Annotated in this window: 17 protein-coding genes; 8 read left to right on the forward strand and 9 right to left on the reverse strand. The window is 36.2% G+C overall.

Features of this window, described 5'->3' with window-relative positions; all coding sequences use genetic code 11:
• Positions 1-60: 60 nt before the first annotated feature.
• The 5 genes from JJL45_RS15655 (at position 61) to JJL45_RS15675 (ending at position 6,754) form a co-directional block, all read left to right on the forward strand.
• The gene (locus JJL45_RS15655) at positions 61-1,509 is read left to right on the forward strand and encodes a glycoside hydrolase family 28 protein (protein ID WP_068604890.1); all 1,449 of its coding nucleotides are present in this window, start codon (positions 61-63) and stop codon (positions 1,507-1,509) included.
• A gap of 5 nt (positions 1,510-1,514) precedes the next feature.
• Positions 1,515-2,534, forward strand: coding sequence for a DUF4861 family protein (locus JJL45_RS15660; RefSeq protein WP_068604891.1), 1,020 nt, complete (start codon positions 1,515-1,517; stop codon positions 2,532-2,534).
• A gap of 102 nt (positions 2,535-2,636) precedes the next feature.
• Positions 2,637-3,881, forward strand: coding sequence for a glycoside hydrolase family 105 protein (locus JJL45_RS15665; protein ID WP_068604892.1), 1,245 nt, complete (start codon positions 2,637-2,639; stop codon positions 3,879-3,881).
• An 11-nt stretch (positions 3,882-3,892) separates the two neighbouring features.
• Positions 3,893-5,521: a glycoside hydrolase 43 family protein gene (locus tag JJL45_RS15670; protein ID WP_068604894.1), complete on the forward strand. Its 1,629-nt coding sequence runs from the start codon at positions 3,893-3,895 to the stop codon at positions 5,519-5,521.
• A 282-nt stretch (positions 5,522-5,803) separates the two neighbouring features.
• The gene (locus tag JJL45_RS15675) at positions 5,804-6,754 is read left to right on the forward strand and encodes an alpha/beta hydrolase (RefSeq protein ID WP_068604896.1); all 951 of its coding nucleotides are present in this window, start codon (positions 5,804-5,806) and stop codon (positions 6,752-6,754) included.
• A gap of 161 nt (positions 6,755-6,915) precedes the next feature.
• Here the strand turns inward: JJL45_RS15675 and pelA are convergent, their stop codons facing one another.
• The 3 genes from pelA to JJL45_RS15690 all read right to left on the reverse strand — a co-directional run bounded on the left by pelA (position 6,916) and on the right by JJL45_RS15690 (position 13,346).
• Positions 6,916-8,229: a pectate lyase gene (pelA, locus tag JJL45_RS15680; RefSeq protein ID WP_082935996.1), complete on the reverse strand. Its 1,314-nt coding sequence runs from the start codon at positions 8,227-8,229 to the stop codon at positions 6,916-6,918.
• A 353-nt stretch (positions 8,230-8,582) separates the two neighbouring features.
• Positions 8,583-10,217: a RagB/SusD family nutrient uptake outer membrane protein gene (locus JJL45_RS15685; RefSeq protein ID WP_202664198.1), complete on the reverse strand. Its 1,635-nt coding sequence runs from the start codon at positions 10,215-10,217 to the stop codon at positions 8,583-8,585.
• Between the two features lie 12 nt (positions 10,218-10,229).
• Positions 10,230-13,346 carry a SusC/RagA family TonB-linked outer membrane protein gene (locus JJL45_RS15690; RefSeq protein ID WP_068604898.1) on the reverse strand — a complete coding sequence of 1,039 codons (3,117 nt, stop codon included), beginning with the start codon at positions 13,344-13,346 and terminating at the stop codon, positions 10,230-10,232.
• Positions 13,347-13,932: 586 nt separating this feature from the next.
• On the opposite strand from JJL45_RS15690, the gene JJL45_RS15695 reads away from it, so the two are divergent.
• Positions 13,933-14,985, forward strand: coding sequence for a LacI family DNA-binding transcriptional regulator (locus JJL45_RS15695; RefSeq protein WP_068604899.1), 1,053 nt, complete (start codon positions 13,933-13,935; stop codon positions 14,983-14,985).
• 60 nt (positions 14,986-15,045) lie between these two features.
• Here JJL45_RS15695 and JJL45_RS15700 read toward each other — a convergent pair whose 3' ends face one another.
• From JJL45_RS15700 to kduI, 6 genes are read right to left on the reverse strand one after another with little or no spacing between them, the layout of a single operon-like run.
• Positions 15,046-16,653 (reverse strand): UxaA family hydrolase, encoded by a 1,608-nt coding sequence (locus tag JJL45_RS15700; protein ID WP_068604907.1) that lies wholly within the window; start codon positions 16,651-16,653, stop codon positions 15,046-15,048.
• Between the two features lie 33 nt (positions 16,654-16,686).
• Positions 16,687-18,141, reverse strand: a complete 1,455-nt coding sequence (locus JJL45_RS15705) for a tagaturonate reductase (RefSeq protein WP_068604908.1) — start codon at positions 18,139-18,141, stop codon at positions 16,687-16,689.
• 27 nt (positions 18,142-18,168) lie between these two features.
• Positions 18,169-19,617, reverse strand: coding sequence for an MFS transporter (locus JJL45_RS15710; RefSeq protein ID WP_068604910.1), 1,449 nt, complete (start codon positions 19,615-19,617; stop codon positions 18,169-18,171).
• A gap of 44 nt (positions 19,618-19,661) precedes the next feature.
• A complete protein-coding gene (gene uxaC, locus JJL45_RS15715; RefSeq protein ID WP_068604912.1) occupies positions 19,662-21,062 on the reverse strand; it encodes a glucuronate isomerase in 1,401 nt (466 codons plus the stop codon).
• A gap of 12 nt (positions 21,063-21,074) precedes the next feature.
• The gene (locus JJL45_RS15720; RefSeq protein WP_068604913.1) at positions 21,075-21,866 is read right to left on the reverse strand and encodes a gluconate 5-dehydrogenase; all 792 of its coding nucleotides are present in this window, start codon (positions 21,864-21,866) and stop codon (positions 21,075-21,077) included.
• Between the two features lie 15 nt (positions 21,867-21,881).
• The gene (gene kduI / locus JJL45_RS15725) at positions 21,882-22,721 is read right to left on the reverse strand and encodes a 5-dehydro-4-deoxy-D-glucuronate isomerase (RefSeq protein WP_068604914.1); all 840 of its coding nucleotides are present in this window, start codon (positions 22,719-22,721) and stop codon (positions 21,882-21,884) included.
• A gap of 649 nt (positions 22,722-23,370) precedes the next feature.
• Here kduI and JJL45_RS15730 point away from each other — a divergent pair.
• Both JJL45_RS15730 and JJL45_RS15735 read left to right on the forward strand, forming a co-directional pair.
• A complete protein-coding gene (locus tag JJL45_RS15730; protein WP_068604915.1) occupies positions 23,371-24,090 on the forward strand; it encodes a DUF3575 domain-containing protein in 720 nt (239 codons plus the stop codon).
• A gap of 72 nt (positions 24,091-24,162) precedes the next feature.
• A complete protein-coding gene (locus tag JJL45_RS15735) occupies positions 24,163-24,900 on the forward strand; it encodes a porin family protein (RefSeq protein WP_068604916.1) in 738 nt (245 codons plus the stop codon).
• The last annotated feature ends 8 nt before the right edge of the window (positions 24,901-24,908 follow it).

Genomic DNA, 24,908 nt, shown 5'->3' on the forward strand with positions numbered 1-24,908 from the left:
ATGCAGATATATACAACTTCATTATTTTTATACAATCGATTACATTAAACTTATTTCGAAATGAAAACATACACAAAAAAAGTACTTTATTCTATACTATGCCTAGCATTTTTCAGCTTTAGCATGCAATCCTGTAAAGTGGAAAAAAAAGAAAAAGCTAAAGCAGATGCTTTTATTGAAGCTGATAACATCATCAAATCCATAAAAGTTCTTGAATTTCCAGATAAAAACTTCAACATTGTTGATTATGGCGCCGTTTCAGATGGAAAAACGCTAAACACAGAAGCAATCGCTAAAGCTATAAATGCTTGTAATGAAGCTGGCGGTGGAAAAGTAATTATTCCTACTGGCGATTTTCTAACAGGTCCTATTGAATTAAAAAGTAATGTAAATCTGCATTTAGAAACAGGTGCTAATGTGTTATTTTCTACAAATCATAAAGATTATTTACCTATTGTACACACTTCTTATGAAGGAGTTGAGTTGATGAACTACGCCCCACTTATTCGAGCTTACAAACAAGATAATATTGCTGTTACAGGAAAAGGGGTTTTAAACGGACAAGGAAGTAACGAAAATTGGTGGCCATGGTGTGGTAAAGATGTATACGGTTATGTTGAAGGTGATGTTAAACAACACGATTCCATCAACCTACCGCGATTACGTAAAATGAACGAGGATCAAACCCCAATTGCCGAGCGTACTTTTGGTGATGGGTACCAATTGCGTCCTACATTTTTCGAACCTATGGATTGCGAAAATGTATTACTTGAAGGTGTTACCATTACAAATGCGCCTTTCTGGGTAATTCATCCTTTACGTTGCAATTACGTTAGAATCGATGGCGTAACGGTATCTAGCCACGGACCGAACAACGATGGTTGCGACCCTGAATACAGCAAAAACGTACATATTGCAAACTGTACTTTTGATACCGGTGATGACTGTATTGCTATAAAAGCAGGTAGAAATAATGACGGAAGACGTGTTAATATTCCAAGTGAAAATATAGTGATTGAAAATTGCGATATGAAAGATGGTCACGGTGGTGTGGTTTTAGGCTCTGAAATTTCTGCAGGGGTAAGAAATGTTTTCGTAAGACACTGTAAAATGGACAGTCCGAATTTAGACCGTGCCATTCGTATTAAAACAAATACGCTTAGAGGTGGTTTCGTTGAAAACCTTTATGTACGCGATGTTCAAGTAGGACAAGTAAAGGAAGCTGCACTAAAAATAAACTTGCATTACGGTATTTATGCGAATCAAGAAGGCGAGCATATTCCAACCATTAAAAATGTACATTTAGAAAACATGACTGTTGAAAACAGTGGTAAATACGGGGTTTTAATTCATGGACGTGAAGAAGCTATTATTGAAAATGTAACGCTTACCAACGTGCATATTAAAGGGGCTCAAACACCAATGAAAGTAGAAAACTCAGAACCTGTTGTATTTAAAAACACAACCATTAACGGCGAAGCATACGATACGAAACCAACTACCAAATAAAGACCATGAAACAATTAACCTTAATATCAATTGTCTTTTTAAGTCTATTTTCTTGTAAAGACAAACAAACAAAAACCGAAACTGAGGTAACTACCAACGTAGTAACAGAAGCTCCAAAAGCCCAAAAAACCTATGCCGAAATTTCTATCGCTCAAGGCGGAACTTGGGTCGATGGTCCTAGAGGACATATGGAATATGCCAATGGAACTTCGTTTAAAAATGTAGATGAACTTCAAGTTCCTAAAGAACATACCGATCACACATGGTACATTCGATACGAAGGTCCAGGTTGGGAAAACAGTCAGGTTGGCTACCGCTTGTACCTAGATTGGAGAAATGCCATCGACATTTTTGGTAAAAAGGTTGACACTATGGTGCTTACTGAAGTTGGACAAGATGGATTCGATTCTTACCACGAAGCCTCAGACTGGGGGCAAGACATTTTAAAAGCAGGAAAATCTATGGGTATTGGTGGTTACGGTCGTATTGTAGCTGATACCATCGTACATTTCCAAAATGTGAAAGATACGCATGCAGCCATTTCAAATACCGATAACGAATCAGCTATTACGATTTCTTACAAAGACTGGAAAACGGGTGATGACAGCATCGATTTAAAATCGGTATTAAGTATTTATCCTAACGATAGATATACTAAAGCTGAATTAACGCCTTCAAAAGCCATAGAAGGTTTATGTACAGGAATTGTAATCGCTAAAGGCATTCCTGCTACCAAAAAGGTTGGTGAAAAATGGGCTTATATCGCCACTTACGGGGCTCAAACATTAGCCAGTCCTCCAGATAATTTAGGTATGGCCCTTTTCTATAAACTTGATGAAGTTGCCGAACAAAAAGAAGGTCAACACGATCATCTAGTGATATTTAAACCAACTACTAAAACTTTGACTTACTACTTTTTAGGAGCTTGGGAACAAGAAACTAACGGGATTAAAACCGAAGACGCTTTTATCGCCGACCTAAACAACAAATTAGCAACATTAGACCAAACCGACGCTATAAACTAAATAAACTTATGAAAGCCCATATTAGGTATTTAGTAAACATGGGCATGTCCTATCGAAATCATTAAACAACTGAACCAAAGGTTCTTGACAAAACTTAAACAGATGAAAACTACAACCTATATCGCATTATTTACACTAGCCTTAGGCTTAGCTACCACGTCGTGTAAAGATGCCAAATCAGAAACGGAAACTAAAGCAGAAACCGCTGCTGTCGAAAAAGTGGTACCTGAAACCTTAAAATGGTCGGAACGCATGATGCTTTCGGAAATTGAACGCTTTCCACAAGCATCTCTTTTAGATTTTAGAGATAAACCTAAATGGAGCTACACCAACGGCTTAGTTTTAGACGCTGCTGCACGAGTTTACGAACAAACTAAAAACCAAAGCATCTATCAATATATTTATGATTATGCCGATGAAATGATCGATAGTACCGGAAACATTTTTACCTATAAATTATCAAATCAGAATTTAGATATGATAAAATCAGGCGATGTTTTACTGTATTTATATCCTAAAACAAAAGAACAACGCTTTTTAACGGCTATGGAAACTTTAAATAGCCAAATGGAGTCGCAACCTACAACTTCTGAAGGTGGTTACTGGCATAAAAAAATATACCCGTATCAAATGTGGTTAGACGGTTTATATATGGCAGAACCTTTTCATTTACGTTATGCTAAAACGTACATTGAAGATCAGGCTAAGAAAAAACACATCTATGACGATGTAGTACTTCAATTTGATCTAATCCAAAAACACAGTCAGGATAAAGAAACGGGGTTACTTTACCATGGTTGGGATGAAAGTAAAGAACAACGTTGGGCGAATAAAGACACTGGAAATTCACAACACTTCTGGTCTAGAGGTATGGGATGGTACGGTATGGCGATGGTTGATGTGTTAGACGATTTACCTAGCGATCACCCAGGAAGAGCCCGCATCATTAAATACTTAAACGAATACGCAGAAGCCATTGCTAAAGTTCAGGATGAATCTGGATTATGGTGGCAAGTTCTAGATCAAGGTCCTCGTGAAGGCAACTACCTAGAAGCTACAGGAACCGCTATGTTTACTTATACTTTAGCTAAAGGCGCTAATAAAGGTTACTTACCTGTTAAGTATTTAACTATTGCAGAAAAAGCATATGATGCGCTTATTGATAAATTAGTTACCGTTGAAGAAAACGGCGTAGTAAACCTTAACAAATGCTGTGGTGTAGCAGGTTTAGGCGGAAACCCTTACCGTGATGGCTCGTACGAATACTACATTGGCGAAATTATTCGTTCTAACGATCCTAAAGGTACTGGGCCTTTTATTATGGCGAGTTTAGAATTAAATAAATAAGAAACATTTCAATGAAGTTATATACTTTAATTTTCTGTTGCTTATTTAGTACACTTCTCATAGCCCAAACCGAGAAACCTTATGTTTCGGAAGTTTGGGTTGCCGATAACGGCGACGGCACCTATAATAACCCGATATTATATTCCGATTATTCCGATCCTGATGCCGTTCGAGTTGGCGATGATTATTATATGACGGCTTCAAGTTTTAATGCAGCTCCTGCCCTACCAATTTTACATTCAAAAGATATGGTAAACTGGCAACTCATCAATCATGCTTTGCCTGAGCAGGTTCCTGCTGAAACGTTTAAAACGCCGCAACATGGTAATGGGGTTTGGGCGCCTTGCATTCGTTATCATAATAACGAAATTTACATCTATTGGGGAGATCCCGATTTTGGGATTTATATGGTGAAAACCAAAGATCCTTACGGCAAGTGGGACGACCCCGTTCTTGTGATGCCTGGTAAAGGACTCATTGACCCTTCGCCTCTTTGGGACGATAATGGCAACGCCTATTTGGTTCACGCTTACGCAGGAAGTCGTGCCGGAGTTAAAAGCTTACTTAGCGTAAACAAAATGAATGCTGAAGGCACTAAAGTTTTAGATAAAGGCACCCATGTTTTTGATGGTCATGACCATCACGAAACCGTTGAAGGATCTAAATTTTACAAGCGAAACGGGTATTATTACATATTTGCGCCTGCTGGCGGTGTTCCCACTGGTTGGCAACTTATTTTACGTTCTAAAAATATTTACGGACCTTATGAAGAGAAAATAGTTTTAGAACAAGGTAGTACCAATATAAATGGACCACATCAAGGAGCTTGGGTAGAAACCCCTGAGGGAGAATCCTGGTTTTACCACTTCCAAGACGTTAATGCTTACGGACGCATTGTGCACCTACAACCCATGACTTGGGAAAAAGATTGGCCTGTAATGGGTAAAGATTTCGATGGCAATGGTATTGGTGAACCTGTACAAACTCATAAAAAACCTAATGTTGGAAAAAGCTATCCCATTGTAACCCCTTTGGAAACTGATAATTTTGAAGGTCAAAATATAGGCTTACAATGGCAATGGAACGCCAATAATGATGTGGTTTGGCATGCTAAATTGCCAGGAAATGATTATTTGCGACTGTTTTCCATAAAACCCACCGAACCTTTGAACAATTTATGGCTCATGCCTAACCTATTGCTTCAAAAATTTCCGGCACCATCATTTTCGGTTTCAACAAAAATCACTTTAATTCCTGAAGAAGCTAAAAGCGGAAAGTCAGCAGGATTGATTATCATGGGTATGGATTATGCTTCGCTTAGTATTAATAACGATTATGGAAATTTTTTCATCAAACAAGTGGTTTGTAAAGATGCTATAAATGGCGCTTCAGAAGAACTTATTGAAGAGAAAAAACTTAAATCGAATACCGTCTATTTTAAAGTAAGCGTTATTGGTCCCGATGCGATGTGTCAATTCAGTTATTCTGAAAATGGCAAAAAATTCAAGAACATAGGTAAACCTTTTAAAGCTAAGGAAGGTAAATGGATTGGCGCTAAAGTGGGTTTATTTTCAATTAGTACTATGACAGCTAAACGCGGCGGTTATGCCGATATTGAATATTTTAAGGTTGAAAAGTAAATAAACTTATAAAATATAAGTCTTAGAACTTAAAAGGGATAAAATCTGAAATCTAAACTTGTCAAAATTATATAAGCTCAAGCTTTATTAATATTTTTGACAAGTTTTTTTTTATTAAAATCAAGACGAAGAAAAAAAACAAAACGCATAGTGCTGTGGCTGAAAATCGCCTTACGTTTTTATTGTAAGTATCCCCGAATCCCAATAACACTTTCATCCAGCATAATCAACTGAAGATGCTCGATTTGTTTATTAAGAAATACAAGAATTAAATCCTACGTTATGATAAAGAAGCATGTATTTAAAACCCTCGTGATAACATTTATATTAATTATAAACACCTCCATTTGGGCTCAAACAACATCAGAATTTAAACCCTACACGATTGAAAGCACCTATGAAAAACTTAGGAAGAATTATGAGGATATCGCCCCTATAAAACCTCTAATTTCCGACCAGATTTTTTATGGAGAAAACATCGTCTACAAAACAGTAGATTCAACTGAATTAAAGCTTGACATCTACATACCAAAGGAAATACATGTTAAAATGCATCCTGCCGTATTGCTTATTCATGGAGGTGGCTGGCTTACAGGACAAAAAGAAAACCAACGTGTTATGGCGCAGCATTTGGCGCTTAACGGTTTTATTGGCATTGCTGTGTCGTATAGACTCGGACTCGAAGCTCCGTATCCTGCAGCCGTTATTGATATTAAAGACGCTATAAAATTTGTAAAAAAGCACGCTGCCAGATACCATGTAAACCCGGATAAATTAGCCATTTTAGGAACCTCAGCTGGTGCTCAATTGGCCACCTTAGTTGGTGTCACTCCAAATGCTGAAACCTATGAATCAGGAGCTTCTATATCTGATGAAGTACAAGCTATAATTAATGTCGATGGTATCGTATCGTTCATTCACCCTGAAGCGGCAGCTGAAGGAAAAATGGCTAGCATTTGGTTAGGTGGTACCCGCGAAGAAAACTGGGCACATTGGAAAGAAGCCTCTCCTTTAGAATATGTTAACGAAAACACGCCTCCAACACTATTTATTAACAGCGCTCAACCTCGTTTTCATGCTGGTCGTGATGATATGGTTAAACAACTAAACCAGTATAACATATACAACGAAGTTCATAACATTCCGGACAGTCCGCATTCCTTTTGGCTGGTACATCCTTGGTTTGAAACTACTTTTACACAGACCGTAAATTTTTTGAATAAGGTGTTATGAAAAGCTTTAGGCAGTATGCTCTTTGCTAGTAATCTTTACCTTATTAATTAATATTCAATAGTAAATATTAAACGGTTTCAAACAAAAAAAGGTGCTTGTGACCGAACACAAGCACCCAACAACAATAAAAAACTAACTGTGTTAAAAAACACTACCAAATTCTAAATACCATGTTTACTTTTCCAGTTGGAATATTCTGATTCTATTTTTGAAGGCCAGTTACCATACCAAGCATAGCCTGCTCTTCTTTCTTGCTCAATTTCTGCAAGTGTCTTTTTCTTAATACCATCTCTACCACAGAAAAATGGTTCATTGGTTTGTAAATCGTAAAAGCGTGCCCAAATTATATTTCCAGGAGATGGAACCACCTCAACATCTGCTTGCCCATCAGTGGTTATTTTTTTCGTATCAATATCATAAAGTTTGGCATCTTCAAACCATTGCATCGCATCCTGAACGGCTTGTTTAATTTCTGAAGAAGGACTTTCTACTAACATCAGTGTTCTCACAACTCCAACCGATTCAGATCCACTAATAGATGGTAACTCATACGATCTAGCTTGAGCAGGTTGTAAAGTCACATCATGATGTTGTGCACACCAGGCTGTTTTCACACCATTTACAGAAATCTGGGTTTTTAACATCACATCTATCCCTTTATTAAAGGCTTCTAAAGCTTGAGATTTATAACCTTCATCGAAATTTTCTGTGTCATTTTCACCTTTAGATATATCCCACATAAGTTCCATAACATTAGCCATAGCATCATCGTTATAAGTAATTTGATATCTATATCCACTTCGGTCTGGGTAATACTGAGGCCATCCTCCGTTATCGTATTGCGCTTCAAAAAGATATTTTAATCCGTTTTCTGCTGCATTTAAATAGGCTGGATTAAAGGTTTGCTTAAAAGCCTCTAATAAAGCACGAATTTCACCAATGGTGTGATCGTTATCAATATTGGTATCTGTATTATTCTTTTCGCTTAAAGCTTGAGCTTTTTCTGTGGCGGTTTGCTCACGATTGTATCCTGAAAAGTCATTATGAGGTTCCTTTGGCCAACCACCATTACTACGTTGCCATAGTAACATGTTTTCTGCCTTTAAAACGGTGGCGTGTATTACTCCTGAAATTTTAATTACCAATTCGCCTGTTATTTCGCTACCATCTTTAGCGGTTGCTATAACTGTAACCTCGCCGTTATCTCTTGGTGTTAGCACACCAGACAAACTAACTTCTGCGATTTTTTTATCGGATACGCTCCAGTCTACGTTTGTATTTGTAGCATCAGAAGGTGCTAGGTCTGCCGACAAATTAATGGGTTTTCCATCGGTGATATCGCTACCTAAAATGGTAATACTTGTTACCAATACGTCGTCTGGGCTTTCTTCCTTTGTTTCATCATTATCACTGCTACAGGAAGCCATTAGAAGCAAAACCATAACAAGGCTTGAAAATTTAAAAAATTTGTTCATATCTATTTAATTAATCAGTTTTAGTGCAATCGATTACAAAATTAGATAATTTCATAGAAACTTTCATATAAATTCCGTTAATTTATTTTAAGTATTTGTTAAAAACAGATTGTTTAAACGATGTTATTCCCTTTTATATTATTCTATTGAAACCTTTTTTTAAGATACTGTGCATTTATCGTAATGCACTAGATTCCTTTGCGTACTATAAGGGTTTGGTTTATTTGTAGCCTACAATTTATTTGCACAAGTGATATTATAAACCAAAGTCCTAGAATAAAAAAAGAGGCTTCTATAAACAAGAAACCTCCTTTTAAAACTAACTTAAATATTAAAACTAACCGCTTTAATTACTATTGATACGCAGGATTCTGCTTGAAATCTCTATTTTGATTTAAATCGATGGCTTGTTGTGGGATTGGTCTTAAAATTTTAAGTTCCCCATTGGCACCATTAAAGCTACTTGTTTCTATTAGCTTATTGTACATAGACGCTCTTTCGACTAATTTACCTGTACGTTTTAAGTCGAACCAACGGTGGTACTCACCTAATAATTCTCTAGCACGTTCATCTAAAATATAATCGATATCAAACTCGGCAGCTGTAGCAGGAGCTACACCAGCTCTTCTACGCACTTCATTAAGTCTGTCGAGACCTATACCAGCATTTGTTTGTAAATAGGCTTCGGCAGCTACTAAATAGGTTTCCCCTAAACGTGCTAACACAATATCTCTTGTACTCGATTTTTCTCCAAATGCAACATTTTCCAATGGGTCATCAAACTTTTTCACACATATTGTTCCGTAATCGAAAGCCACCACATCGGTGTGCTCTGAAGAATACTCTCCCCAGTTATGGTATTCGAAATCAGCCGTTAGATTTTTAGTTGCTAAATAATTTGCTTTATCAACATCTGTAAACCAAGATGGCTCATAGAAATCTCTAATAGGTTGATTTGTTAAATCAGCTACTCTATAGTAGTTAAAATAATAATCGTAAACCTCTGTCATAAAAGTGGCTTCCCAACGGGTATCACCTTGCTCATATAAACCTAAAGCGAAATCTGTAACCGTATAAGCATAATCTCTATAAGGTGCAGTTGCAACCCCATCTATAATAACTTCCGATCCTCCTAAGTAAGATCCAAAATATTGATATTGCGGACTACCTATGCCGTCTGGATCGGCAGAAATAGACTTTTCGTCATACTGCACAGAGAACAGAGTTTCTTCATTGATATCATTTAATGGAGCCCATAAATCTTCAAAAGATAAATTAAGTGATTGCCCTGCGATTACCTCGTCAGCTAATTGTGCAGCCATGGCAAAATCGTTGGCCTCGCCGAAAGACTCGTAACCTCTTGTTAAATATACTTTCGCTAATAAGTTTTTAGCGGCTCTTTGGTTTACACGTCCAATATAGGCAGCCGTACCAACCGCTGCTATCGATTCGTTTAAATCGTTAATTATGTACTCATAAACTTCATTAGATGGCACTCTTTCGAATTCCAAAACTGGTGTATTAATAAAATCGGTAATCGCAACATCCCCATAAGTTTGCACTAATAAGAAATAAGATAACGCTCGTAAAAATTTAACTTCACCTACTAGACCAGGAAGCTCTGGAGTTTGCTCGGTAAGTTCGGCGTAGTGCAGCGCACGATTGGCTAACTGAATTAATACGTAAGCTTCATTATAAATAATGTCAACATTCTCCGAAATTGGGTTTAACCCCGTATATCGCGCTAGCCCTACTGGAGCTTGGTCTCTACCATCTGAATACAAATCGGTACCTAGAACAAATAAATCTGGGGCATCACCGTAAATGTTTCTTAATTGTGCGTAGTTTGAACTCACCAAATCATTAAATCCCTCGGCAGTTACGTAAAAACTTTCAGCCGATTCACTAGATAAGTTCTCTTCTTCAATAAAGTCGCTACATGAACTGAATGTAGCCATTAGTATTCCTAAAATTAATATTTTTCTCATTTTCATTTTTTTTTAAAGTTTTAAACTTACTCCTAATTGGTATGTCACAGAACTTGGACGACCTGTACCTAAACTAGCACCTGCCCATTCTGGATCCCAACCATCGTAATCTGTAAATACAAATGGGTCTAAAACGTTAGCATAAACTCTTAAACTTTGAATTTTTAGCTTTTGTATAATGTTATCACCTAAAGTATAACCCAAGGCGATGTTTTTAATTTTTGTAAAAGAAGCATCTCTGTAGAAAGCAAAGTTTGTTGACCAATAATCACCTTCTCCTCTTGGACGAGGGTTCGTGTTTGAATATTGTTGTGGTAACCCTGCACCGTTTGCTGGTACGTAGTAACTATCGAAAGCTAATTTTTGACGTCCTCTATCGGCTGTATCAGCAAAGTTATCGTGGAAGTTACTTAATACAGTTACCCCTTGACTTGTAATTGCCGACACAGAGAAATCGAAGTTACCCACTTTTAAAATAGAAGTAAGACCTCCTGTCCAATCTGGTTGCTCTGTCCCTATAATAGCACGGTCTTCATCGGTAATTGCGCCATCATTATTAAGATCTTTAGGTCTTGCTTGACCTTCTTTCATTCCATAAGAAGCAGCTTCTGCAGCTTCAGAGTCTTGCCAAACGCCATCAAAAACATAATTATAATGTGGATTTAAAGGCTCTCCAATAAATAAGCCGTTACCTGGATCATCAAATTCACTTTGTCCGTTAGCCGACTCTACCGCATTGGTATTTTTAGTGAAAGTAAACGTCGTCGTCCAAGTCACTAATTTCGTTTGGATGTTTCTAGTAATTAAACCAACTTCAACCCCTTTGTTACTAAGAGAACCTATGTTATTGTTGATAAAACCAGATCCAGATTCAACAGGTAATTTTTGAGGAAAGATTAAGTCATCCGATAATCGGTCATAAATATCTAATGTACCTTCAATACGTTGGTTAAAGAATCCGAAATCAAGACCAAAGTTTAATTCTCTTGTTCTTTCCCAACCTAAATTAACGTTAGCTACTTGGTTTGAAATATACCCGTTTGCAGGGTTTCCATTAAAATCGTAGTAGGTTTGGTTTGGAATACCGTTTAAAGTACTGTATGGTGAAACGTTATCATTACCTGTATATCCAATACTAGCTCTTAATTTTAAGTTTGAAACCACACTACTTGTGTTTAGGAAACCTTCTTCTGAAATTTTCCAACCTAAGGCAAGAGAAGGGAATGTGCTCCATTTGTTACCATCAGCTAACACCGATGATCCATCCCATCTATTAGAAGCCGTAATTAAGTATTTATCCTTATATGCATAATTTAAACGTACTGCATAAGAGCTTAAAGTATTTTTTCTATAATCTAATATAGGATTACCATCCGAATCTAGTTCTGTTAAATTAAATGACCCTTGTGCACCAGAACCTAAGTTATACCAATCTTTTTCGAATGGTTGGTTGGCTGAATACGCATAAGAATGTTCAGTTTGGTTAGAGTATAAACTCTGAAGCCCTAAGAAGCTAATCGTGTGTACGTCGTTAAACGTTTTGTTAATATTAAACTGATTATCCCAAGTAAAGTTGAAATTTTCAGTTTTTGTAATGCTTGCGTTATTACCTTGAGTACCACCACCATTAGAAAACTCACCCGCATAACGGCCTAATCTTAAATTCGTGCTACCTGCCGAGAATGTGGTTCTAAAAGATAACCAATCTAAAGGCTTATAATCTAAAAAGATGTTTCCTAAAGTTACCCATTGTTTTCTTTCTTGAGAGGTATTTTGAATCTCTACTAAAGGATTTATCGTACTGGTTTTATTAAATGCCCATGATCCATCAGGATATGTTAATTTACCTGGTTGATAAAACAACTCGCCCTCTAACTGATTCCCATCAGCATCAACAGCCCATGGTGACGTAAGCGGATTTAAACGTAAGGCTTCTTGCATCGCTAAATCACTCCCTAATTGCTCTACTCTATTGGCAATAGTAAGGTTTAAGCCAAAAAGAAATTTCTCATTAATTTTATGATTTAACCCCGCTTTAAAGTTGTATTTTTTGCTAGATTCTCTATCAATAATCCCTTCATCCTTTTGCATACCTAAACCAACATTATAAGACAAGCCGTTTTCAGCTCTTCCCGAAAGCGACACATAGTTATTTTGCATGTAACCATCTTTCAATACCTCATCGCCCCAGTCGAAAGAATATCCTGCATTGGCTCTTTTAACAAGTTCTGGACTGTTATTTCCAGCAAACCCTAAATTAATAGCAGGCGTATCTCCCATAGGATTTCCCTGATTTAAATAAGCTACTTGGTGATAAGCCCACCATTCTTCTCCAGACATAAAATCTGGCATTCTTGCCACTTGAGTCACACCAAATGACGACTCAACAGAAACATTTACGCCTCCTTTAACTGAATCACCACCTTTAGTTGTTACAATTACAACACCGTTAGCTCCTCTAGAACCGTAAATCGCGGCAGAAGACGCATCTTTTAAAACATCAATTCTTTCAATATCTTGTGGGTTTAAAAAATCGATACCATCTGTAGGCACCCCATCAACAATGAATAAAGGATCACTTGCACCATAAGAATTTGCTCCCCTAATGTTTACAGTAAAACCATCACCTAAACGGCCAGAGTTATTTGTAATGTTCACACCTGGAACAGATCCTTGAATCCCTTCTAATGGACTGTTTACCTTTCTTTCAGTAATGGTTTCAGAATCAACACTAGCAATAGCTCCTGTTAAATCCGATTTTTTAACGGTTCCGTAACCTACAACCACCACTTCGTTTAGCGATTGTGCGTCTGGTTCCAGAGATACCTTTATACTCGACTGTCCTGCAACAGCAACATCTAAGGTCTTGTAACCTATATAAGAAAATTCAAGATGTGCATCTGGAGTAGATACGGTTAGCGTATATTTTCCATCAAAATCTGTAGAGGTACCATTTCTAGTACCTTTTTCAATTACGTTAACACCTGGTAGGGGTGTATTCGTTTCGGAATCGATTATGACTCCAGTCACTGTGGTTCCTTGTTGGGCATAAAGGGTGTTTAGGAATAAAAACACAAATAATGCCCCGAAATGTTTAGCACATTTCAGAAATAAAGATTTACTCTTCATAGTTCAATTAATTGTTTAGTTAAAGTTTAGTTTTCTAATTACAACTTTGTAATCGATTACGAAACAAATAAAAAAAAGTTGGATAAACAAATATTATCGGATATTTTCTAAAAATTTTGTTAATATATTTATGATTTGTAAAAAAAATAGCGGCTTTTTTAGGAAATTATAACCTCTAACAAAAAGCCAGTAAAACTGACGTGAAACCTTGTAAACAATGAGTTCTTTACCGTTTTTATGAGGATGAAAATATGATATTCATAAATAAAAAGACACTAAACTTTCATATTCTCACATTTAACATATTTTATTTATAAAAAACAATTATAATGAGCGTATTTTCCTTCTAATTTTGATTTATTTTTGTAATCGATTACTTTTAATGCTATATTGCATTATAATTTACAATTATTTTTAGGCGAAAAAATAAAAAACCAACATACATTCAACGCTTTTTCCCTTTTAGTTCTGTAAGTTAACTAGATAACCAACTAAGCATTTACGCCAAAAATTTACCATCTAAAACTAAATTTGGTCAACCATTTTTTTTAGTTAATTTTGACGTGAAGATATACCCATCTTATTAATGAAGAAAAAAACCACAATTTATGACATTGCCAAGAAATTAGACATTACTGCAGCTACTGTTTCTCGTGCATTAAATGACAATCCAAAAATTAGTGTCGCAACCAGAAAGCTCGTATTGGAGACTGCTCGAGAAATGAATTATGAGCAGAACAGACTTGCAAAGGCCTTAAAAAGTGGTAAAAGTTATAACGTTGGCGTTGTAGTACCCCGAATTAATACGAACTTTTTTGGTTCGGTGATTAGAGGTATCGAAGAAGCCCTCTACCCTGAAGGGTATCACATTATTATTTGTCAGACTCATGATGATGAACGTATAGAAACGAGTAACATCAACTCTTTACTCAATCTACAAGTTGACGGTATTCTTATGTCGATACCAAACATTCAACGTGACAATAACGATCTTTATAATAGTGTTTTAAAGGAGAATATTCCTTTAATATTTTTTGATAGAAAGAAAGACATAAACGGTGTGAGTTCTGTAACTATAGACGATTTCAAGGGAGCCTATGAAGCCACGCAGCACTTAATTGATCAGGGGTACAAACGTATTGCCCATATATCTAACGACAGACGCCTTCAAATATTTAACAACAGGTATTTGGGCTATAAGCAAGCGGTTATAGATAATGGTTTAGAATTTGACGAAAATTTAGTCATAGAAGCATTAAGTAAAGTTGAAGAAGGGCGAAGAGTTGCTAAAATATTTTTAGAAATGGATAATCCTCCTGACGGCATATTTTCTGCCAGTGACTTCTCTGCCTTAGGTGCGATTAAAGAATTTAAGGATCATGGTTTACGAGCTCCTGAAGACATCGGGGTTATCGGATTTAGTAATGAACCCTTTACGAAGCTCATGGAACTATCCATTACAACCGTAGATCAATCCCCTATTGAAATGGGTAAATTAGCTGCCGAAGTATTTTTAGAGGAAGTTAATAACTCTAAAAATATTCGTTCTCAAAAGAAGGTGGTCCTCGATCCACAATTAATCATCAGGCAGTCCTCTTTAAGAGAAGCCATTCCAAATCAAAACGATCAAGCGATATAATAAAAAAACCAAGATTTTTCAATCTTGGTTTTTTTATGTTTCATTTATATTTTTTTATGACTATAATGACACTCCGCGTTTCCAAGGAATAAAATCATTTTGATTTAATAGCTTGGCTTTGGTTTGTATTCTACCACTAGCCACTTCAATGATAAAATCTAACATCTCTTCAGCCATTTCATCAATAGATTTCTCAGCACGTATAACAGCGCCAGTTTCTATATCAATAATATCTGGCATTTTTTCTTTAAGCTCTGTATTAGATGATACTTTAATGATTGGTGCAATTGGATTTCCTGTTGGCGTTCCTAATCCCGTAGTAAACAACACGACATTACATCCAGATCCTACCAAACCAGTCGTACTTTCTACATCGTTTCCTGGTGTACATAATAAATTTAAACCAGGCTCCTTAATATACTCGCCATAATCTAAAACGCTTACTACAGGTGATGTACCACCTTTTTTAGCAGCCCCAGCAGATTTCATCGCATCGGTAATTAAACCATCTTTAATGTTACCTGGAGACGGATTCATATCAAATCCAGAGCCTGCATCGACCACCGATTTTTCAAAATCTTTCATTAGTTGTAAAAACTTCTTGCCATCTTCCTCGTCTACACAACGGTTTACCAGTTCTTGTTCTACTCCGCATAACTCAGGAAATTCAGCTAAAACAGCCGTGCCATTAAGCGCGACTAATAAATCGGAAACAGCGCCTAAAGTTGGATTTGCAGAAATTCCTGAAAATCCGTCGGAACCACCACACTCTAAACCTACTTTTAATTTAGAAATTGGTGCTGGTTGGCGTTCTTGCTTATTAGCTTCTTTAATGGCCTCAAAAGAATCCTTAACGATTGCTGTTAACATCTCATCGACAGTCCCCATTTGCTGCTGCTCGTAAATTAAAACAGGCTTTTCCATATTAGGATTTATCGCATTTAAAGCTTCTTTAAACACACTAATTTGAAGGTTCTGACAGCCTAAACTTAAAACCGTAGCACCTGCGACATTAGGGTTATTTACATAACCTGCTAATAGTTTCGCTAAAATTTCGGAATCTTGACGAATACCGCCGCAACCTCCTGGATGCGTTATAAATTTAACGTCTATATTTTCAAACACATCAGTTGATGTTGGTGTTTCGGCAGTTTCCTCGTGTCCACTAACCAGTGAACGTAACAACATTTGATGCGGATTCACCTTTTGTTTTAAAAGTTCGCGTTCAAAAATATCTTTTAAAATTTCAATGTTTCTGTTTTCACAAAACACTAAAGGAAAAAACAGCCACACATTTTCGGTGCCAACTTGGCCATCTGGACGGTGGTACCCCATAAAGGTTTTATCCTTCCATTTTTCAACATTTGGTGCGGTCCATGAAAAAGATTCTGTTTTACCAAATACTTTATCGCTTTGATGTTTTACATTATCAACGGTTAAAACATCACCCTTTTCAATCACCCCATTGGCAGTACCAACAAGTACGCTATACATAATAATTCGGTCTCCAGATTCAAATTTTTGTAAAGCAATCTTATGCTTCGACTTCGTATCTGAAAGAATTTTTATGTCTTCCCCTTCAAAAGAAACAACCTCTCCAGCCTTTAAATTCACAAGGGCTACAGCTACATTATCCGGGTTATTTACTTTTATAATTTTTTTTTGCATCCTATTAACTTGTTACAGTTATCTTTTAAATTCTTAAAACGACTTGCTAAAATTAGCAAAGCCTTTTTCTACACCATTGGTATCGATTTCCTTTAAAGCTAAAGCAATGGCTTCAGTTAAATTTTCAACTTGAGTTAAATCTTCTCCCCAATAATCCTCATGACTTAAAACAGCCTTTGTGATTTCAGTATAATCGTTAGACTCCCAAATTTTGGCAAAATGAGCAACGATATCTTCGCTATCTTGAACAGGTAAAGCCTCGCCGTTAAAAGTGCCTTTATAAAAACGAATTAACGAAGCAAAAGCAAAGGTTAAATGCGTTGGCACTTTGTTGTGAAGCTTAACATAACCTAATAAGCTTGGCAACACACGAACTGTAAATTTAGAAACGGTGTTTAAGGCAATACTAGATAGATTATGAATGATAAACGGATTTCTGAAACGATCGAAAATCTCATCAGCAAAACTATTTAACTCGTCACGATCCATGTCCAGCGTATCAATAATTTCATTGAACACGGCTTTTTGAATAAACGGTCCTGTAAAGGCATCATCAACAGATTGTTTTACGGTTTTATTTCCGTAAAGAATTGAAAATGGCACCATAGCCGTATGCGCCCCGTTTAAAATACGCACTTTTCTAGTACGGTAAGGTTGCATATCGTCTACAATCTTAACGTCTAAATCGGTTTTATTAAAAGGTAATTTTGCTTTTAAATCATCGCCACCTTCAATCACCCATAGTAAAAAGGCTTCGGCAGCAACAATTAAATTATCTGAATAATCCAATTGGGCATTATACGCTTCAATTTCATCTTTTGGATAGCCTGGTACAATACGATCTACCAAAGTACTATGAAACGCATTGTTTTTTAATATCCATGATTTAAAATCGTCCCCCAATTTCCAATCTGAACTGTATTGTAAAATTATCTCTTTTAAGGTTTCAGAATTATGATTAATCAACTCGCAAGGAATAATCGTTAAACCTTTGCTTGCATCACCATTAAAATGCTTGAAACGCTCGTGTAAAAGCAGGGCTAATTTTGCTGGAAATGAGCTTGGTGGCTGCATCTCTGGCGTATCGCTACTTACATAAGAAATACCTGCTTCGGTGGTGTTAGAAATGATAAATTCTAAAGCTTCCTCCTTAGCTAGACTTAAATAATCATTAAAATTCGCATAAGGATCTACTCCTTTAACGATATTTGAAACCAATTCAATATCCTGAATTTCTTTGCCTTTTTTAACCCCTTTCATAAACAAAGTGTACAAACCATCTTGATCGTTTAGCATTTTAACTAAACCACGATCTATTGGTTGAACAACGGCTATTCCTGCTCCGAAATCTGCTTTTTTATTTAATTCCTGAATGGCGTAGCCTACAAAGGCTCTTAAGAAGTTCCCTTCTCCAAACTGAACAATTTTAATGGGTAGTTTAGCTTCTAACCCGAGGTTTTCTCTATTTAATTTTTTAGTAGTAATCATATTTGGTAGTTGTAAGTCATATAAAGTTTATAGGTCTGTTATGGGTCTATACTTAGGCACTAAAACCTTCATAACCGTCCAACCTATTAAGTAACATACAGCACATATTGAAAAGACAATAAAATATCCAGACTCGATACCTTTAAAGCCCATAAATGCCATATTTGTGTTTTCGCTAAAATCAAATAAAAGTCCAGAACCTTTATTAATAAATGTAGACCCTAATCCGCCAGCTAAACCACCAATTCCGGTAACGGTAGCAATGGCTTTTTTAGGAAACATATCGCCTACTGTGGTAAAAATATTTGCCGACCAAGCTTGGTGTGCAGCTCCTGCAATTCCGATAATGATAACAGGAATCCAGTAGGTATAATGCCCTAAAGGTTGTGCGATTAATGCTAGTAAAGGGAAAAAAGCAAAAATTAACATAGCTTTCATACGTCCTTCGTAAGGATTCATGCCTTTTTTATCAACAAAATACGTTGGCAACCATCCCCCTATTATTGACAGTAAGGTGATCATATATAAAACAAATAATGGGAAAGCCGCTTCGGTAGAATCCATACCATAAACCGAGCTTAAATATGCTGGTGTCCAGAATAAGAAAAACCACCAAACCCCATCGGTCATAAATTTACCAAAGGCAAACGCCCAGGTTTGTTTGTATTTAAAACATTCCATTAAAGACACTTTTTTAGTCGATTCTGGAACATAACCTTCAATCTTACTATCTGCAATAATATCTTGTTGAATGTATTCTAATTCAGCAGCATTTACTTTTGAATGCTTTTCTGGTTTTTCATACATAAATACCCAAAAGCCCATCCATACAAAACCTAAGGCTCCAATAGCTATAAAGGCCATTTCCCAACCGTATGCCTCGGCAATAAACGGAATAGTAATAGGTGCAGCAAGTGCGCCTACAGTAGCTCCTGCGTTAAAGATACTTGTTGAAAAAGCACGGTCTTTTTTAGGGAAAAATTCGGCAGTAGCCTTAATGGCTGCTGGAAAGTTTCCTGCTTCACCCAAAGCCAATACAAAACGTGCAAAAATAAATAGCGTGACACTTACAGATATCACTAAGCCTGTATCACCTACGGTATGAAGCACATCTTTAGCACCTTCAAACCCTAAAAACCAATCTCCTGTAATATATCCAGCCGTTCCAATGCCTGCGAAGGCATGTAAACAGGCACCAACCGACCATACGCCAATGGCCCAAAGGAATCCTTTTTTGGTATCCATAATGTCTACAAAACGACCTGCAAACAATAAAGACACCGCATAGAAAATAGAAAATAAAGCGGTAATATTACCGTAATCATTATTGGTCCAATGAAATTCTGGCGCAATAAAATCTTTCCAAGTTAACGAAAGGACTTGCCTGTCTAAGTAATTTATGGTTGTCGCCATAAATAGAAGTCCGCAAATGGTCCATCTATAATTGGTAGGTTTGGTTTTTACATTTTCATTCATAACTAGTAGTTTGTGGTGTTAATAGTTTAGTTGGTATTATATTTTTAAAAGTCGAAATAATTTTTCGCATTGTTATAACTGATGTCGGAAACCATTTTTCCAATCCACTCCATATCATTAGGTAGTTCGCCGCGTTGAATTTCATCTCCTAAAAGATTACAAAGAATACGACGGAAATACTCATGACGTGGAAAAGACAAGAAACTTCTAGAATCGGTTAACATCCCAACAAAGCAGCTAATTAATCCCATATTAGAAAGGGCATTTAATTGCTTGGTCATCCCGTCTTTTTGATCTAAAAACCACCATCCAGAACCAAACTGTACTTTACCACGCACACTACCGTCGTTAAAGTTACCAATCATGGTTGCCATAACTTCGTTATCGGCTGGATTTAAGTTATAAATAATGGTTTTTGTTAATTTATTTTTACTATCTAGACCGTTTAAAAAAGCAGATAGTTTTTGAGCTTGAGGATAATCGCCTATCGAATCCCAACCTGTATCCGGACCTAAAATGCGGTGCATACGTGCGTTGTTATTTCTTAAAGCGCCTAAGTGAAATTGTTGCACCCAGCCAAATTCATGATAGGTTTCGCATAAATATACCAATACGGCACTTTGAAACTTTAAAGCCTCCTCATTTGTAATTGCTTTATTTGCTAATTGCTTTTGAAGGATGCTATTAACTTCAGCTTCGGTATAGCTTTCATAGTAAATTTGATCTAAACCATGATCACATAACCTACAGCCATTATCATGGAAAAACTGAATGCGTTTTCTTAAGGCATCACATAAATCTGTAAAGGTATTGATAGCAACATTTGCCGCTTTCCCTAGTTCTACTAAATAATCGTTAAAACCTTCGTTAGAAATTAAAATCGCTTTATCAGGACGGAAGGCCGTACTTACTTTTACGCCAAAATTTTCTTTAGCTAATTTTTGATGATGCTCTAAAGTATCGATGGGATCTTCGGTAGTACAAACCAATTCGGCATTTACTTTTTTTAGTAGACCGCGACAGCTATAACCATCCGAATTTAATTTGGCTTGGGTTTGTTCCCAAACTTTTTCGGCCGTTTTTTCGCTTAGTAAATCGTTAATATCAAAATATCTAGCCAATTCTAAATGCGTCCAATGATACAATGGGTTACGCATTGTGTAAGGTACTGTTTTTGCCCAGTTTAAAAACTTGTCTTTATCGGAACCATCACCAGTAATAAACTTTTCGTTGATACCTAGAGTTCGCATCGCGCGCCATTTGTAGTGGTCGCCGTTTATCCAAACATTAGTGATGTTATCAAAGGTTTTATCTTCTGCAATTTGCTGCGGAGGTAAATGGTTGTGGTAATCTATAATAGGCTGATTTTTTGAGTAATTATGATATAACTCTTCAGCATATTTATTTTCTAAAAGAAAATTGTCATTGATAAATGTCTTGCTCATATCTTAAAAGTATTATGCTTCGTTAGAAGGTTTACCTATGGTTGCTAAAATTCCGCCATCCACATAAACGATATGGCCATTTACAAAATCACTGGCTTTCGAGCTTAAAAATATAGCTGCGCCTTGTAAATCTTCAGGATCTCCCCAACGCGCTGCGGGCGTTCTATTAATAATAAACTCATTAAAAGGATGACCATCTTCGCGTATCGGTGCTGTTTGAGAAGTCGCAAAATACCCAGGACCAATCCCGTTAGTTTGGATATTAAAGCGCGCCCATTCGGTGGCCATACTTCTGGTTAGCATTTTTAAACCACCTTTAGCCGCTGCATAAGCACTAACAGAAGTTCTTCCTAGTTCACTCATCATGGAGCAAATATTTATAATTTTTCCGCCACCTCTTTCAATCATGCCTTTTGCGACATGTTTAGCCATAATGAAAGGCCCTACTAAATCTACTTTTAAAACCTGCTCGAAATCTGAAACTTCCATATCGATAATAGGTGTTCTTTTAATAATTCCGGCATTATTAACTAAGATGTCTATGGGACCTACCTCCTCTTCAATTTGTTTAATAGATTCAACAACTTGACTTTCGTTGGTCACATCAAAGGAATAACCATAAACGGTTAATCCGCATTTTTTATATTCTTCAATAGCTGCAGGCAATGCTGAAGGCGTGTTGTTATTTATGACTAGTGTAGCTCCTGCTAGCCCTAAACCTTTAGCCATAGCCATACCTAAACCGTGGCTAGCACCGGTTACCAGTGCCACTTTTCCAGTGATATCAAATAATTTTACAGACATAATATCGTTAATTTTTTATCTTAATTCATTATTACTACACACATCCATATCGCCATAATCTAGGTTTTCACCTGCCATACCCCAAATAAAGGTATAGTTACTTGTTCCAGACCCAGAGTGGATGGACCATGGTGGAGAAATAACAGCTTCATTGTTAGCCATCCAAATATGTCTGGTTTCTTGAGGCTGACCCATAAAATGACATACCGCCTGATCTTCTGGAACTTCAAAATAAAAATAAACCTCCATACGTCTGTCATGAACGTGAGATGGAATGGTATTCCAAACACTTCCCGTTTTTAATGAAGTCATTCCCATTTGTAACTGACAAACATCAACCACACTATTTACAATATATTTTCTAAGGGTACGTGCATTAGCCGTTTCTGGCGAACCTAACTCGATAACCTCAACATCATCTTTTCCGATTTTTTTATTAGGATATGCCTTATGAGCAGGTGTCGAATTGATATAATACTTAGCAGGCGCATCAGCAGAGTTACTTTTAAAAACCACACTTTTATTACCTTGACCAAGGTAAAGCGCTTCCTTATTGTCGATATCATAATCGGTGCCATCTACTGTAATCGTACCTGCTCCACCTATATTTATAATCCCCATTTCTCTTCTTTCTAAGAAAAATGACGCTTTAAGCGGATCGATAGTTTCTAATGCAACAGCCTTCTTTACAGGCTCAACTCCAGTTACCATAAATCTATCATAGTGGGTATAAACCCATTTGATTTCATCTTGACTAAATAAATTTTGAATTAAAAACTCATCTCTAAGTTGTTTCGTGTCGTAATTTTTAACGGCTTCAGGACTTGAAGCGTATCTCATCTCGTAATTTTTCATATCAAATATTATGTAATCGATTACACAAAAGTAATCATTTAAAATTTATATGCAATATTTTTTTACTAAATTCATGTTATTTAGGTGTGAAATTTGAAATTAATTAAAAAAGAAACAGTTACATATGGTCTTTTTTTATTTATTATTAATTTACAAAATACAGTCTTAAGGCTTTAAACCTTCTAGGATGTTAAGGTTAATTGCTGCGATTTCTGCAATGTCTTTTCATGAAGAAATCTGATAATGCCTCTTCATAAAAAATGGTTTGAAAAGGTATAAAAAATAATCAGATTGAAATCTTTCCCTAGACCTTCTGTCCAAAATTTAATCATAAAATCACATTACAAATGCGATTTTTTTGTCTATTAAGTAAATAACCGAAACATGATGTTTTTTTGGTAAACTAAAAGCAGTGAAACAATACCCCAAATAACATAGAAACGAACAAATGTAATAGATTACAAAGATACAATATTGAGAAATTTAAAAAACTTATTTTAAACAAAAAGACATCAAACTTTTTAACATCCTAAATTTATTAAACTTTATCCCTGTAATTCCCAATCCTAAGTCAAAATAATGTACTAATTTTAACCATTCCATAATTTATGATGTATCTTTAATTTACCCTTTCAAAATCGTGATTATTATGAAATATATTTTTACACTGTTATGCGTTAGCGCTTTTTCACTTATTTGTAACGCACAAGAAAGTCGCCCTGTCAAGGCAAATGAAATTGCCTTTGTTGCCACCGACCTTATTGATGGCACCTTTCAGTTTAAATACGAACGCTTAATAAGCGATCATTTCTCTGTTGATTTAGGCATTGGATATAAAGGAACTCAAGGGCTTATAAAACTTTCAGGCCTAGACACAGAAAAGATTAAAACTAGTGATTTAACCTATTCAGGTATTAAATTAGTTCCCGAAGGAAGATACTACCTAAACAACATAAGACAAACAGGAATGATTGGCTTTTACATTGGAGCCTATGTTAAATATTCTGGGTTTAATTCTGATTTAGACGGTATTTATATTAACGATTCTGGAACTACTTTCGAACTAGAATTTGAAGCCAAAATAGGTGTGACTTCTGTAGGACTCATGGTGGGTTATAAACTACCGATTTCGAAAAGATTTGCTGTAGACTTTCTTATTGCAGGGCCTGGAGCTGGATTTTACAACTTTTCTTTAGATAATAAAAAAGATTTACCCGATGAGTTTTACGATGATTTTAATGAAGCTTTAGAGAAGTATAGTCTTTTCGATTTTTTAGAAAGCGATTTTCGATTTAGTCAGGTAAAGCGTAAATCAGACCTTAGATTGCCTTCATTTCGATATAGCATATCCTTAACTTATGCTTTCTAATACCTACAGAAATCAGTTAAATTATTTTGATCGTATTCCTTCAAGAACCCGTATAGCATTACACATTAAATTATGAAAAAAACATTACTATTAGGCTTTATTTTTTTTACTTTATCAACATCCATACACGCTCAAGCAGCTTTATTTGCCCTGCTTTTTGGAGATAAAGTAGCCACCGAAAATTTCAATGTAAGTCTGGAAGCTGGTGGAACATTTATGAGTTACTCTAACCTAGAAGATCACGGCAGATCTAAAATGGGTATCAATTTTGGTATTGGTGGTAATATTAAGTTAAACGACAACTGGTATGTTTGTCCGAATATCTACTTCATGGCCAAACGTAACTTATTTCTAAACCATTATTCTTTAAATTCTGGAAACCCAGAATTGGACCTTCTTTTTACAGATGTCCCAACACGAATAAAACTAGACTATATTGATGTCCCTATATTTTTTTCCTACCAAACTAACAACAAAAGATACCGCTTCAGTTTAGCACCTCAAGTTTCCTTTCTTCAAAAATCTCGAGCTGAGTTTCAACGATCAGAAGGCGATTTTACTCAGAATTTCGATGGATATACTCGTGATGTTGACTATGGCATGATGGCGGATATCGGATACATACTTGGGAAAGCCCATAAAGGCAAAGGCCTTCACATTCATCTTAGATATTATTTTGGGTTTACCGATATTTTAAATGACCAAATTAGCACAGCTTTTAATCGTTCTAATTACCTATCTTTACACCTTAGTTTGCCCTTTATTACTGATGAATTGGCAGAAAAAAACCTAGAATCATATTCCGATTAATTAAAAAC

Origin of the sequence: Tamlana sp. s12 (assembly GCF_016767215.1) — a bacterium.
Classification (GTDB): domain Bacteria; phylum Bacteroidota; class Bacteroidia; order Flavobacteriales; family Flavobacteriaceae; genus Pseudotamlana; species Pseudotamlana agarivorans.